Source organism: Okibacterium endophyticum (assembly GCF_054780075.1).
In genome coordinates this window covers 102,912-116,025 of the sequence record NZ_BAAGXA010000004.1, presented here as the reverse complement: position 1 = coordinate 116,025, position 13,114 = coordinate 102,912, and the positions used below count along the sequence as shown (strand labels likewise).

The 13,114-nt window shown below is 66.9% G+C and carries 11 protein-coding genes; 4 read left to right on the top strand and 7 right to left on the bottom strand.

Annotation, left to right across the window (positions count from 1 at the left end; genetic code table 11):
- Positions 1–86 precede the first annotated feature (86 nt).
- Genes ACYVF5_RS02965 through ACYVF5_RS02945 form a run of 5 tightly spaced genes read right to left on the bottom strand, consistent with a single transcriptional unit; the run spans position 87 to position 6,843 of the window.
- A complete protein-coding gene (locus ACYVF5_RS02965) occupies positions 87–1,496 on the bottom strand; it encodes an LLM class flavin-dependent oxidoreductase (RefSeq protein ID WP_460943172.1) in 1,410 nt (469 codons plus the stop codon).
- On the bottom strand, positions 1,493–3,274 hold the full coding sequence (locus ACYVF5_RS02960; protein WP_460943170.1) for a dipeptide ABC transporter ATP-binding protein: 1,782 nt from the start codon (positions 3,272–3,274) through the stop codon (positions 1,493–1,495). Before ACYVF5_RS02960 ends, ACYVF5_RS02965 begins: the two co-directional genes overlap by 4 nt.
- Positions 3,271–4,128, bottom strand: a complete 858-nt coding sequence (locus tag ACYVF5_RS02955; RefSeq protein ID WP_460943168.1) for an ABC transporter permease — start codon at positions 4,126–4,128, stop codon at positions 3,271–3,273. Before ACYVF5_RS02955 ends, ACYVF5_RS02960 begins: the two co-directional genes overlap by 4 nt.
- The gene (locus ACYVF5_RS02950; protein WP_460943166.1) at positions 4,125–5,222 is read right to left on the bottom strand and encodes an ABC transporter permease; all 1,098 of its coding nucleotides are present in this window, start codon (positions 5,220–5,222) and stop codon (positions 4,125–4,127) included. Before ACYVF5_RS02950 ends, ACYVF5_RS02955 begins: the two co-directional genes overlap by 4 nt.
- Positions 5,200–6,843 carry an ABC transporter substrate-binding protein gene (locus ACYVF5_RS02945; RefSeq protein WP_460943164.1) on the bottom strand — a complete coding sequence of 548 codons (1,644 nt, stop codon included), beginning with the start codon at positions 6,841–6,843 and terminating at the stop codon, positions 5,200–5,202. The genes ACYVF5_RS02950 and ACYVF5_RS02945 overlap by 23 nt, the downstream gene beginning before the upstream one ends.
- Before the next feature lie 656 nt (positions 6,844–7,499).
- Here ACYVF5_RS02945 and ACYVF5_RS02940 point away from each other — a divergent pair.
- Positions 7,500–8,483, top strand: coding sequence for a glycosyltransferase family 2 protein (locus ACYVF5_RS02940; protein WP_460943162.1), 984 nt, complete (start codon positions 7,500–7,502; stop codon positions 8,481–8,483).
- 180 nt (positions 8,484–8,663) lie between these two features.
- Here ACYVF5_RS02940 and ACYVF5_RS02935 read toward each other — a convergent pair whose 3' ends face one another.
- The gene (locus tag ACYVF5_RS02935; protein WP_460943160.1) at positions 8,664–11,273 is read right to left on the bottom strand and encodes an ATP-dependent DNA ligase; all 2,610 of its coding nucleotides are present in this window, start codon (positions 11,271–11,273) and stop codon (positions 8,664–8,666) included.
- Positions 11,274–11,352: 79 nt separating this feature from the next.
- Between ACYVF5_RS02935 and ACYVF5_RS02930 the strand changes: the two genes are divergently transcribed.
- The 3 genes from ACYVF5_RS02930 (at position 11,353) to ACYVF5_RS02920 (ending at position 12,480) form a co-directional block, all read left to right on the top strand.
- Positions 11,353–11,697: a nuclear transport factor 2 family protein gene (locus ACYVF5_RS02930; protein WP_460943158.1), complete on the top strand. Its 345-nt coding sequence runs from the start codon at positions 11,353–11,355 to the stop codon at positions 11,695–11,697.
- A gap of 174 nt (positions 11,698–11,871) precedes the next feature.
- A complete protein-coding gene (locus ACYVF5_RS02925) occupies positions 11,872–12,042 on the top strand; it encodes a hypothetical protein (RefSeq protein WP_460943156.1) in 171 nt (56 codons plus the stop codon).
- Between the two features lie 24 nt (positions 12,043–12,066).
- Entirely contained in the window at positions 12,067–12,480 is a 414-nt protein-coding gene (locus tag ACYVF5_RS02920; protein WP_460943154.1) for a DUF6098 family protein, read from the top strand.
- A 283-nt stretch (positions 12,481–12,763) separates the two neighbouring features.
- Here ACYVF5_RS02920 and ACYVF5_RS02915 read toward each other — a convergent pair whose 3' ends face one another.
- The gene (locus tag ACYVF5_RS02915; protein WP_460943152.1) at positions 12,764–12,994 is read right to left on the bottom strand and encodes a DUF2795 domain-containing protein; all 231 of its coding nucleotides are present in this window, start codon (positions 12,992–12,994) and stop codon (positions 12,764–12,766) included.
- Positions 12,995–13,114 lie beyond the last annotated feature (120 nt).

The following is a 13,114-nucleotide window of genomic DNA, read 5'->3' as shown; positions in this document are numbered from 1 at the left end:
CTCGCCCCGCCTGTAGGGGCGGGGCGTTTCAACGTCTGGGCAGCACTGTTTGTGTTACAGGTGTCGAGAAGATGTTTGCCAGAGGGTCAGACACCCGCGACTGCGCTCTCGGGTTCGGGCTGCGACGAGCGCAAGCCGGCGAACGCACCCCGGTAGCGCGCGGCGGGGTGGCGCGTATTGAGCTGGGCCGACCCGAACAGCTTCTGCCGCAGTGGGCCCTCTGCGTATTCGACCTGTGCGAGGCCCCGTCCGCGCAGAACCGGCAGCACGTGGTCCGCGAACTCGGCGAACGAGCCGGGCAGCACCCAGTTGATGACGTTCACGCCGTCGATTCCTGCACGCTGCCACCGCTCGATCTCGTCGGCGATCTGCTCGGGTGTGCCCACGATGCGGCCGCTGGTCGCGCGCCGTCGCACCAGGTCGCCGAGCGTCGGCTCGCGATCGGTGAAGGCACGTGCCGCCCACTCGACGAAGCCTTTCGACGTGTTGCTGTCGACCTGCGAGACGGGGGTCTCTGGGTCGTAGACCCGCCCGGTCTCGTCGACCAGAGCCGAGTGTGCGAGGTACCCCTCAACGCTCACATAGCTGTTGTACTCCCGCTCCTTCTCACGCGCTTCTGACTCGGTCGCGCCGATGATGAAGCTGAGCCCCTGAAAGAACTTGAGATCACTGGGCCTGCGCCCGTGCGCAACGGCCAGGCGGCGGGTCTCTGCGATCTGCTGCCGGGCGACATCCGGTGTCGGCGCCACGATGAACGTCGCCTCGGCGTGACGGGCGGCGAACACCCGACCAGAGGCAGAGGATCCGGCCTGAAAGAGCAGGGGAGTCCGCTGCGGCGACGGCGACGGCAGGTGCGGACCATCCACCCGGTAGCGCTCACCGCGGTGAGCGATCTTGTGCACCTTCGACGGGTCTGCATAGACGCCGCGCTCACGATCTTTCAGCAGCGCACCCTCGTCCCACGACCCCTCCCACAGCTTGTAGACGACGTCGACGTACTCCTCGGCCCAGCGGTAGCGCTCCGCGTGATCGGTGAGCTGCTCCAAGCCATAGTTGCGCGCGCCATTGTTTTGCATGCCCGTGACGACGTTCCACGCGGCACGCCCGTTCGAGATGTGGTCGAGCGTCGACACCTGCCTCGCGAAGTTGAACGGATGATTCTGCATCACATTCGAGGTGAGTGCGAGACCGATGTGCTCGGTGTGGGTCGCGAGGGCGCCGAGCAGCACGGTCGGATCGTTGCTCGGAATCTGCAGGCCGTGCCGCAGATAGACATCGAAGTCGGCGTCTGCATCGCCGTAGAGACCGCTGACATCCGCGAAGAACATCGCATCGAACTTCGCCGCCTCGAGCAACCGTGCGAGCTCGATCCACGTGTTCACGTCGTTGAAATCGACCTGCCCGGCGTCTGGCCGGCGCCACTGCCCGTGCTGAATGTGCGAGTTCGTGTTCATCACAAACGCGTTGAAGTGAAGAGGGGTGCGAGCTGAGGTCATCGTGTGTCCTTTGGAGTGGCGAGGGCCGGTGCGTGTGCGTGTGCCTGCCTGTGTCCGGCTGCCGACGACGTGTCCGCGCCGAGCGTGCTGTGGTCGAGGCTGAGCAGCGAGCGCACCAGCTGCCGTGTGTACGGATGCTGCGGGGTCGTGAAGATCTGCTGCGGTGCGCCGCTCTCGACGACGACACCGTCTTTCATCACGAGCACGCTGTCGCTCATGTGGCTGATCACACCCAGGTCGTGAGAGATGAACAGGTAGCTCAGTCCGAAGGCCTGCTGCAGGTCTCGAAGCAGATCGAGAATCTGGGCCTGCACCGAGACATCCAGTGCAGAGACGGCCTCGTCGAGCACGATGATCGACGGCGACGAGGCCAGCGCCCTGGCGATCGCCACCCGCTGGCGCTGCCCGCCAGAGAGCTGAAGCGGAAACCGGGTGAGCACCTCGTCGCCGAGCCCGACCTGGCTGAGCAGCTCGCGCACACGCTCGCGTTTCTGCACGGCCCACCGCGATCGGATGCCGGTGACGGCGTCGACGAGAATGCGCTCGGTGTTCCATCTGGGGTCGAACGAGCTGAGGGGATCCTGTGACACCACAGCGATGTGCGTGCGCAACGGTCTGCGCTGCGGCTCGCGCAACGACGACCAGGCCCGCCCGAGCAGTCGCACTTCGCCGTCGTCAGCCGTCTCGAGCGCCAGGGCGATGCGGGCCGTTGTGCTCTTGCCCGAGCCGGACTCCCCGACGATGCCGAGGGTCTGGCCGCGTTCGAGCACGAACGAGACATGATCGACGGCCACCGCGCGCGAGCCGTCCGGTGTGCGGAACGCCTTGACCAGGCCGGACGCCTCGAGCACCGGGCCGTTGTGGGCCTCGAAGCGGCTGCGCGCCTCGCTGTGCTCGACGGCGAGTGCCGCCGGCGGCTCCGGCGCGAGCCGTCTGCCCCTCGTGTGGGCCCCAGGCACCGCGCTGATGAGCCGCTTCGTGTACGGATGCCGCGGGTGGCGCAGCACCTGCTCGGCCTCACCCTGCTCGACGACCTGGCCTCCCCGCATCACGAGAATCCGGTCGGCGAGGTGCGCGACCACGGCCAGGTCGTGGCTGATGAGCACGAGCGACGACCCCTGCTGCTTCATCTGCCGCAGAACGGCGAGGATCTGCGCCTGAACGGTCACGTCGAGAGCCGTGGTGGGCTCGTCGGCGATGATCACCTCTGGGTCGAGCGCGATCGCCGACGCGATGAGCGCCCGCTGACGCAGCCCGCCCGACAGCTCGTCCGGTCGCTGTCTCGCTCGCGTCTGCGGCGACGGCACACCGACGCGTTCGAGCAGCTCTGTCACGCGGGCCTGGCGAGACGTGTGTGTGCCCCAGCCATGAAGAGCGAGGGACTCGCGGATCTCTGCACCGACCGGCCGCAGCGGATCGAGCGACACCAGGGCGTCCTGCAGAATGAAGCCGATCCGTGTGCCGCGGATGCGCCGCCAGCCGGCCTCGCTGACCGACGTGAGATCTTCGGCGCCGAGGGTGAGAGCATCCGCTTCGACGACGGCGTTCCGGCCGGTGAGCCCGACGAGGCTGCGCGCGGTGACGCTTTTGCCCGAACCGGATTCGCCGACGATCGCGACGCATTCGCCCGGGTGGAGGGTGAACGACAGCTCGTGCACAACGTGACGGAAACCGCCGCCGGCGGCGAAACCGACGTTGAGGTTCTGCACGGTCAACCGCGGGACGGGCGCCGCCTGTGCGGGCAGCACGATCTGTGGTGCGCTGTCGACGAGGGTCATGCGCGTTCGCCTTTCTCGAGGTGTCGCTGGATGTGCTGACCGAGTGTCGTCGCCGCGAGCGCGAGCAGCACGATCACAAGGCCGGGGATGACGATCAGCCAGCCGGCGTGCGTCACATAGGCTCGGCCCGCATCGAGCAGTGCGCCCCACTCCGGTGAGGGGGGTGCGACGCCGAGGCCGAGGAACGCGAGGCTCGACGCCCAGACGATCGACTGCCCGATCGAGAGGGTGAAGATCGCGACGAGCGGCCGCACGGCGTTGGGGATGACGTGCTGACGGAGCACTCTGGCACGGCTGTGTCCGAGTGCGTGCGCGGCTTCGACGTACGCCGAGTTCTTCGACGCGAGGATCTGCCCGCGGATCATCCGCGCATACCCTGGCGCCGTGCCGACGCCGACCGCGAGCACCTGCGTGAGGGCCGAGGGACCGAGCACGGCGACGAGCAGCAGAGCGAGAAGCAGGGTCGGGAAGGCGAAGAGGATCTCGGTGACCGTCGTCGTGGTTCCGGCGACGAAGCGCCCGGTGAGTGCCGAGATCGATCCGAGAACCGTCGCGAGCGAGAGACTGACGGCGGCAGCCCCCAATCCGATCAGCAGAGACTCGCGGGTGCCGAAGACCACGCGGCTGAAGAGATCGCGGCCGGACTCGTCTGTGCCGAACCAGTGCTGTGCGTTCGGCGCCTGCAGCGCGCTCGCGAAGTCGAGCGCGAACGGGTCATGGGTCGCGAGCACGGCAGGCGCAAGCGCGGCGACCGCGAACACACCGAGAGTGACGATCGCCGCGATCAGCCCCCATGACAGCGATCGCAGGCGGTGACGGGCAGGCGTGGTGTGGCGTTCGATGAGTGTGCTCACGATGTCGTCACTCTCGGGTCGATTCTGCGGTGCACGATGTCGACGGCGACGTTCGCCACGACATAGAGAGCGGCGACGAGCAGGATGATGCCGGTCACGACCGGCAGGTCCTGCGCGCTCACCGCGGCGACGAGCACGGATCCGATACCTGGCCTGCTGAACACCGACTCGACGACAACGGCGCCAGAGATCGTCGCGCCGAGCGCCCACCCCGAGAGAGTGACGGCGGGGAGCGCGGCGTGACGGAGCACATGGCGCAGACGCACACCGAGGTCGCCCATGCCGCGCAGGCGGGCGGTGATCACAAAAGGCTGCTCGAGCGACCGCTCGAACTCCGTGCGCGTGGCCTGCCCCATGAACCCGGCGAGGGGGATCGCGAGAGTCAGCGCGGGCAGCACGAGCCCGTTCACGCCCGTGCCGCCGATCACGGGGAACCAGCCCAGCCCGAGCGCGAACACCAGCAGCAGGATGATGCCGAGCCAGTATGGCGGAAGACCGGCGGCCACCGTGTCTGTCATCGCACCGAGCGAGCGTGCCCACGAGCGCCGGCCGGCGGTGAGCATGACCCAGGCGACCATGATCACCCAGGCCAGCGCGATCGCTGTGAGGCTGAGCACGATCGTCGCCCCGAGCTGTTCGGCGATGATGTTCCACACCGGCCGGTACTGCTGGTACGACACACCGAGGTCACCGCGCAGCAGCCCGCCGAGGTAGTCGAGGTATTGCAGCACAAGCGGGTTCTGCAGACCGAACCGCTCGTTGATCGACGCGAGCTCCTCCGGTGTGCGCTCCTGTGCCTGCCCCGCCCGGATGTTGAGGATGGCCGTCGCCCGATCCCCCGGCAGTGAGACCTGGGCGATGAAGGCGGCTGTCGCAGCCCCGAAGAGCACGGCGACGGCTCCGAGCAGCTGCCCGGCGATCAGGCGAGCCCTGTGACGCCGGCGCGCGGATGTGTGTGAGCGGGTTTCTGCGCGGGCTGCGTCAGCGTTCGCGATGCCGGTCTTCTCGGCGTCTGTGCTGTCTGTGCTGTCTGTGCTGTTGGTGAGCTTGGTGCGCTCAGCCGCGCCGAGCTCAGGAGACGAAGTATGCGTCATGGAAAACCGGGCCTCCTTGCGCGTTCTCTTGCCAGACATCCTTCAGATGCGGGTTCACAGCGAGTGTGCTGAGCCGGTCATAGAGACCGATCGAGAGAGCGTGTTCCGCGATGTACTCCTGTGCCTGGCCATAGAGCTCGTTCTGCTCGTCGAGGTCTGTCGCAGAATTGGCCGCGAGAATGATCGACTCGAGCTCTGGACTGTTGTAGAACGCCGAGTTGGCGCCGTTCGGAGTCTCGTCGAGGTTCTGCCGCCAGTTGATGTAGAGGATCCCGGCGTTCACCGACGTCCAATAGCCGGCCGAGATGTCATAGCTGTCCGGCGTGGAATACGCACCAGACATAAACGTGCTCGGCGCGACGGGCACCAGCTCAACGGCGAACCCGACGGCCTTCGCCTGCTCCTGCACCCCCTGCAGGATCGACGCGCCGTCTGCGTTGATGATCGATCCGGCGCCATAGGGAAGCACCACCTCGAGCCGCTCACCGTTCTTCACACGCACACCGTCGTCGTCGACCTCAGACCATCCGGCCTCGTCGAGCAGGCGGTCGGCGGCCTCTGGGTCGTAATCGTAGGCATCCGCCGCCGCCTGGCTGTAGCCCGGCGTGGTCTGGCTGATCGGGCCGTTGGGCTCGTAGGGGATGACCCCCTGGCCGATGGTCTCGACGATGCTCTCGCGGTCGAGGCTGTAGGCGAACGCCTGCCGCACCTTCTCGTCGACGAACGGACCGGTCACCGTGTTGAACGACAGCTGCTGCGGACGGCCTGGCGTGACGTACTTCAGAAGGTCATAACCGTCGGCATCCACACCGGCCCAGTCGATGGCCGGAACGTCGTACACGGCGTCGGTCTCGCCCGAGCGCAACGCAGCGACGCGGGTTGTGGCGTCGTCGACGAACCTCCAGTCGATCTGCTCCACGTATGCGGCCCCGGTGTGCTTCGCGTTGGCGGGCGGCGAGGTGTAGTCATCGTTGCGCGTGAGCACGATGTTCTCGCCGCGGTTCCACTCTTCGACCACGAACGCGCCCGTGCCGATCGGCTTCTCGCAGTTGTCTTCGTCTGAGCGGGTCTCGAGGGCCTGCTGCGACTGGATGCCGAAGTACGACTGCGAAAGGTTCTCGGCGAAACGAGGGTACGGTGCCGAGAGCTGAACCTCGAGGGTGAGATCATCGATGGCCGTGGCCGACTCGTAGTACCCGCCGAGCCACACGGCAGCCGTGCTGTTGCCGCCGGCAGCCCAGTAGTCGAAGTTGTAGGCGACGGTCTCTGCTGTGAGCGGTGAGCCGTCTGTGAAGGCGACGCCGTCTGTCAACGTCACAGTCCAGGTGAGCTGGTCGTCTGAGACGCTCCATGCCTCGGCGAGCCAGGGCACGACCTGATTGTTCTCGTCGAGCGACACGAGGTTGTCGAGCACCTGGTAAGACAGGTAGGCCTGCTCGATCCAGCCGCCGTAGACGCACGAGGGCTCCTGCTGGTGACCATAGACGATGGTGCCGCCTTCGACGCGCTCCGCGTCGGCATCCGGTTGCACGGCAGCACCTTGCGCACACCCGGTGAGCGCCAGCATCGCGGTGAGGCTGCCGGCGAGCAGGGCGGTCAGGGGAGTCGTGCTTCTGGACATGTGCGTTCTTTCGGTCGGTGTGGTGCGGTGGCGGTCTGGCACGGTGGCGGTCTGGCACGGTGGCGGTGGCGGTGGCGGTGGCGGTGGCGGTGGCGGTGCGGGACGGTGGCGGTGGCGGTGCGGGACGGTGGTGGTGTGGTGTGGTGTGGCGCGGTGGTGGGATGTGTGCTGGTGCTGGTGCTGGTGCTGGTGCTGGTGCTGGTGCGCTGCCCTGCCCTGCGCTGTGCCGTGCCGTCGTGTGCTCTGCGGTTGTCGGCACGGGTGGGTTCGGTTCGGCGTCGGACGATGAGCTCGCCTGTGGTGGAACTCGCCATGCGCTTGCGTTGACCGACGTTGCCAGCGTAGAAACGTGCCGGCGAGCGTGCGGCGGATGTGTCGGCGTGCGTCTGACAGCGTCACAGGGCGACATCTGGGGTCGTGCCCGCGCGGCAGTCGGGTATCGTATGCCGCCGGCACGAGGCTGGTTCATCCGTCACTAAAGCACCGTTTCACGCGGTATTCGGTGCTTTGGCGACGGGGGAGTGCCGTGCTTCGTCGCCGTACCCGGTTCATCCGTCGCTAAAGCACCTTTACGCGGCCTATTCCGTGCTTTCGTGACGGCCGAAGCGGCTCGCGGGCGACGAGCCCAGCTGGCGGCGTGAACTTAGACTGATGTCGTGGCAGAACGCAACAGCATCGTCTCGGTGGCCCTGTGCACCTTCAACGGCGCAGGGTATCTCGGGGAGCAGCTCAGGAGCATCCTGAACCAGACGACGCCGCCAGACGAGATCGTGATCTCTGACGACGGATCGACGGATGCGACACTCGACATCGTCGGCGAGGTGCTCGGCGCGGCGCGGGTGCACCATCGGGTGCTGCGCAACACGACGTCGCTCGGGGTCACCGGCAACTTCGAGAGGGCCATCCGCGAGACGCGCGGCGATGTGATCGTGCTCTGCGACCAAGATGACGTCTGGCACCCGGATCGCATCGAGCGGGCGCTCGCCGAGTTCACGGACCGGCCGGATCTCGCCCTGCTGTTCGCCGACGCACGCATGGTGGATGCCGCGGGCACCCCGCTCGGATACAGACTGTTCGACGCACTCGAGATCAGCGAGGATGACCGACGGCTGCTCCACGGCGGCCGCGGGTTCGAGGTGCTTCTGCGGCGCAACCTGGCGACAGGGGCGACCGTCGCTTTTCGGCGGGCGCTGCTCGACGTCGCGCTGCCGTTCCCCGCGGAGTGGGTGCATGACGAATGGCTCGCGATCCTGGCTGCCGCGACCATGCGCGTCGACATGCTCGACGAGCCGCTTGTGGACTACCGCCAGCACGGTCGCAACGAGATCGGTATGCGCGAACCCTCACTCCGGCAGAAGATCGGCCGCGTGCTGCAGCACCGCGGCAGCCGCAACCGAGACATCGCAGCACGAACGGGTGCTCTCGTCGAGAAGCTCGCCTCGCTCGGTGACAGGGTGCAGCGAGCGGATCTGACCGCGGCGCGCGGCAAGCTGCGCATCGAGCGGATGCGCGCGGAGCTGCCCCCGAACCGGCTTGCGCGGGTGGTCCCCGTTCTGCGCGAGGCTCGGAGCGGTGACTACGAGCGCTACACGAGCCAGGGTCGCCGCGAGATCCTGCGGGACCTGCTGCAGCCCGAGTAGCCGTTCGGCGGTCGAGCCCACGCTGGTCGAGCTCGTCGAGACCCACGCTGGCTGACCCCGCGCACAAGTTCGGAAGAATTCGCCGATCGCGCCGCTCCGAGCCCGAATCCGCGACGAGACGCGCATTCTTCCGAAGTTATGCACGCCGGCGGGCGATGGAGGCTCAACCGAGCGAGGCGATCAACGCTCGGGACGAACGTCTGAGGGCGACTTGTCCGGCCGCCACCCGCGCCACACCGGGTGGCGGAGCGACCCGCTCGTCGTCCGCTCCGAGTACTTGACCTCGCCGACGAGCTCGGGTTCGATCCACGTGGTGGTCCGGTTGTATGGCGGCGGCACGTCTTCGACAGCCGGTGTCTTTCGGGCCATCGGCTCAAAACGCTCGCGCATCTCACGCCGATCGCGCTCGCTGAACCCCGTGCCTACGTTGCCCGCATAGCGGAGGACACCGTCGGAATCCGGAATGGCGAACAGCAGCGCCCCGACATCTCTGCCGCCCTTCACAGGCCGCCAGCCGGCGACGACGACCTCTTGTGTGTGGTCGTGTTTGATCTTGATCCACGCTCGTGAACGACGGCCCACTGCATAGGTGCTGTCGCGCTCCTTGGCGATCACACCCTCGAGACCAACCCGCCGGCTCGCGTCGAGGGCCTCATCGAAGTCACCTTCATAGCGCGGCGGCACCCTCACGAACCCGCCATCGTTCACAACACGTTCGAGAGCGGCCCTCCGCACGTCATAGTCATCGCCGGTGATGCGTTCGCCCTGCACCTCAAGCAGATCGAACGCTATGAAATGCACGGGAGTCTGCACGGCCGCCGCCCCGACGTCACGCGACTTCGTGAGCCCTGCCCGGGTCTGCAGCAGCCCGAAGTCAGGCCGACCCCGCGAGTTGAGGGCCACGATCTCACCGTCGACAACCGCAGAACTCACCTCGATCGCCTCACCGATCGCCTCGGCGAGCTCGGGAAAGCTCGGGGTGAGATCGTTGCCCTTTCTGCTCACAAGACGCACCCGGCCGTCGTCGACGACGGCCAGGGCGCGATAGCCGTCCCATTTCATCTCGAACGCCCAGTCCTCGTCGTCGGCGAGATCGGATGCCGTGCCCGCCGTCGCGAGCATGGGGGAGAGCTCTTCGGCGTTTCGGGTCGCTCGTGTCGACCTGTGCCGCTGCGGGCCGGGGCCTCGGCGGCCGGCTCGTTCCTCGTTGGTCTGCTCTGCCGCCGCCGCGGTTCGTCTCGCTTCGCGAGAGAGACCCCTCGCGGTCGCGTCGACGGGGGCATCCCGCCCTTCCGCCGAAGCGGCCGGGTCATCGGCGCTTTGCTCGACCGCGGGCGATCTCTTCTTCGCACCATCCATCAGATGGATCAGCCAGTTGTTCTCGGAGCCGGCTCGCCCGGTGTGGATCAGGGCGTACTTTCGCGGCACGCCGCCGAGCCCGCCGTCCGGCTTGCCCGTGAGCGTCGCGATGACCTCTTTGCCTTCGCGCCATTTCTCGAGTTCGTATTCACCGGCGTCCCAGATCTTTACCTCACCACCACCGTATTCGCCCTGTGGGATGGTTCCCTCGAAGGTGCCGTATTCGAGCGGATGGTCCTCGGTCTGCACGGCGAGGTGGTTCTTGTCGCCACTCGTGGGCGGCCCCTTCGGTATCGCCCACGACACCAGCACACCCTCGTATTCGAGCCTGAAATCGTAGTGCAGGCGTCTGGCGTGGTGCTCCTGAATGACGAAGGATGCTCCTGTCGAGGGCGCCGGGGCCCCATGCGGAACCGGTTCGGGGGTCTTCGCCCGGTCGCGCATGCTGCGGTACTTCTCGAGCCGGTCACGGGCATCCGGGGTCGACTCGAACGCCGCCATGTGCTCGGGCGTGGGTTCGAGACCGGCATCGCGCGCCGCGAGCAGCGGCCGAAGGGGATCGCCGTGCTCAGCGACGCGTGCGAGCACCTGCTCGTAGTCGAGGTGGTCGAGATCGGGGTCGTCGAGTTCCTGCCAGGTGCGCGGCGTCGCGACGGTCGGATGCAGCCGTCCACGCAGTGAGTACGGCGCGATGGTGGTCTTCGATCCGTTGTTCTGGCTCCAGTCGATGAGCACCTTGCCGTGACGAAGCGATTTCTTCATATCGCTCACGATCAGGTCTTTGTGATCGGCCTCGAGCGACCTGGCGAGTTCATGCGCCACCTCCGAGATCTGATCGCTCGTGAAACGGCCATCGAGCGCGGCATACAGGTGGATGCCTTTGCTCCCGCTCGTGACCGGATACGGTTCGAGACCCATATCGAGCAGAATCGCCCGGGTGAGCCGCGCGACCTCCGCGCACTCCCGCAGTGCGGCGTCTTCGCCCGGGTCGAGGTCGAGCACCAGCCGATCGGGGTTGCGCCTGCCGCCGGTTCTCGAGAACTGCCACTGCGGAACGTGCAGTTCGAGCGCCGCCATCTGGGCGAGCCAGGTGAGCGTCGGCAGGTCGTTGACGAGGGGATACTCCTTCTCGCCCGTGCTGTGGGCGATGGCGCGGCGGCTCACCCAGTGCGGTGTCGACCGCTCTTGCAGGGCCTTCTCGAAGAAGACCTCGCCCGGCTGCTTCTCGGTGCCGACGCCGTGCACCCAGCGCTTGCGCGTCGCCGGGCGGTTCGCGACGTGGGGGATCATCACCGCGCCGATCTCGGCGTAGTAACGCAGAACATCAGCCTTGGTGGTTCCGGTGGCCGGGTACATCACCTTGTCGAGGTTGGTGAGCTTGATGGTGCGATTGCCCACAGAGACGAGCTGTGACGCGCTGCTGCCTGCCATGCTTCATCTTGACCGGTTGAGCGCTCGCCCACCAGTCCTCGCTCTTGTGGCTGTTCCGCTCAGGCTGTATAGAGGGACTATGAAGACGCTCGCGACCCTGCTCGACCTCGAGCGGCAATTGGCGGCAGGCCGTGGTGCCGTATACAGCGAGATCCTCGCCGATGACGCACTGGTCATCGTGCCGGGAGCGATTCTCGACAAACAGGAGTGCGTGGTCGCCATGGATTCCAGCCCAGGGTGGGACGCCACCGAGCTCAGCGAGGCCCGTCTGACAACCTGCGGCGACGCGCACACCCTCATCTACCGGTTCGCCGGCAAACGCGGAAACGAGCGATACACCGCAACCCTCGCGAGCACCTATGTGCGGAGAGACCGGCAGTGGCATCTGCTGCTGCACCAGCACACGCCGGACCCGGTCGGCTGAGGGCGAACGACAGCGGCACCGGCCGAGCGCCGGGTCGCCGCCGAACATACGACCCGTCGCGGATGCTTCGCTGAGTCTGCAACGCGGGCACCGGTCGGTCAACCCCCTGTGGGCGATCATTCGCGGCGGGTTGCATATGGGGTGAACGGCTCTTGCCAGAAAGGTGCTGACATCATGACCGACCAGTCGAGGCCTCGCAGTCCGATGACCCGCTTCGAGGGGAATGAGCCGCCGCGGAACCATACGGAAGCAGGGCTCGGCGGGCGCAGGGCCCTGATCTCGGGTGAGTCCCGTTGTGCGCTCGGTGCGCCGCCCGCCGCCAACGTCGGTGTTCCCGCCCGGTAGGCCCGGATGTCGGATTCTGCGCACGTGCCCGTCTTCGACCGGCTCGCTGAGCTCGTCGAACTGGTCGAGGGCGAACCCGGGCTGTTCATCCGCTATTCACGCGGCTTCGATCACGATGTGAACACGGGGAGCATCGACACCGAAAGCGGGCTCGAGCTGCCCGGACTGTCGGTGAACCCGTTGTCGCCCGAACCGTGGTGGACCCGGCCCCTGCGTGACTGGCTTGCTCGCCAGCTGTGCCAATACAAACACCTGCAGGACAAGAACCCCGAACGCCACGCCTGGGTGTTGCGGGGCAGGTGCGTCGGCCGGGGGCCAGACTGCGAGCCGCTGATGGTCGACATCGTCGAGGTCGCGCGGCTCTCGGATCGTCTGCTGGCAGAGGCTCAGGCCGCGTATGAAGAACGCTTCGATGCGGGGCGCGGGCCAGAAGACTGATCGACGCCGCGAGAGCGGACTCGACGCCGCGCGAGAGCGGACTCGACGCCGCGCGAGAGCGGACTCGACGCCGCGCGAGAGCGATGCGGGAACGACGCAGAACACGTTGGCCAGCCCCGGGGCAGCGCGGGTCGGCGGGGTGGGCGACGTGAAGAAAGATATAAGCGGGGCCCAGACAGTATTCTGTCCGGACCCCGCTTGCCTGTGCTCGCGTTGCCCGTGGTCGCGTTGCCCGTGGCCGCGCGACCGTGAGGGGCGTTGCGAGAGTCTGTGCGAGCCTCGCTCAGGCCACGGCGTCGATCCTCGTCATCCCGCTCGTCGTGAGCTCGATTCTCGTCAGTGCCCGTCGCACCGCGTGGGGACCGTCGTAGCTGCCCTCTGGAAGCATCCGCAATCGATCGACGACGTCCGCACCGCGGCCCTCCTTCGACGCCTCGAAAACGAGGTCGAATTTCTCTGCCGGGTACTCCATCCCGGAGAGAAACTGATGCAGTGGATCACGAGTGCTGCTCATAGAGATCTCCTTTGCCGAACACGGTGAGAGACACCGTGGCTCAACAGGGTCAACGACCGACGTGGTGGGCGGCATTCCCGCCTATGAACAAGACAACCGGGAACGACAGAACGTCGCGAG